The organism is Ruegeria sp. AL12, assembly GCF_056540885.1.
Genome location: NZ_JBQFXN010000194.1, coordinates 1 through 545, shown reverse-complemented (window position 1 = coordinate 545; position 545 = coordinate 1). Strand labels below are relative to the sequence as shown.

Genomic DNA, 545 nt, shown 5'->3' with positions numbered 1-545 from the left:
TGGTTGAAACCCCGGATGGCAACCGGCTGACGCGTGCGGGCAGTTTCTCGCCAAATGCCGAAGGCGATCTGGTTGCGATGGATGGTGCGCGTGTTCTGGATGCCAACGGTGCCCCGGTCTTTATCCCGCCCGATGCAGCTTCGATTGATGTCGGCAGTGATGGGACGTTGAGTGTCAACGGCCAGTTTCTGGGCCAGTTGGGCGTTTTCAATGTCGCTGATCCGCAGGAGCTGGTCCGCGAAGGAAATACGCGGTTTCGTGCCAATGGTGCGATAGACCCGGTTGATGAACCCGTTGTTTTGCATCGCTTTCTCGAAGGTTCGAACGTCAACGCTATGCAGCAGGTGACCCGCTTGGTGGAAATCCAGCGCGCCTATGAGCTGGGACAAAGCTTTCTTGACAGCGAAGACGAACGCGTGCGCGGGGCGCTCAAGGCGCTGATGCGCTGAACGGTAAAAGGAGAGTTTGACATGAGAGCCCTGAAAATTGCCGCCACCGGAATGACCGCGCAACAGATGCGGGTCGAAACGATTTCGAACAACCTG

The 545-nt window shown here is 57.4% G+C and carries 2 protein-coding genes; both read left to right on the top strand.

What is annotated here, in order from left to right; all coding sequences use genetic code 11:
* On the top strand, positions 1-449 hold a 449-nt coding region (locus tag ACR0C6_RS22170), incomplete at its 5' end, for a flagellar basal body rod C-terminal domain-containing protein (RefSeq protein WP_480621354.1).
* Positions 450-470: 21 nt separating this feature from the next.
* A partial coding sequence (locus ACR0C6_RS22165) for a flagellar basal body protein (protein ID WP_480621356.1) occupies positions 471-545 on the top strand: 75 nt, incomplete at its 3' end.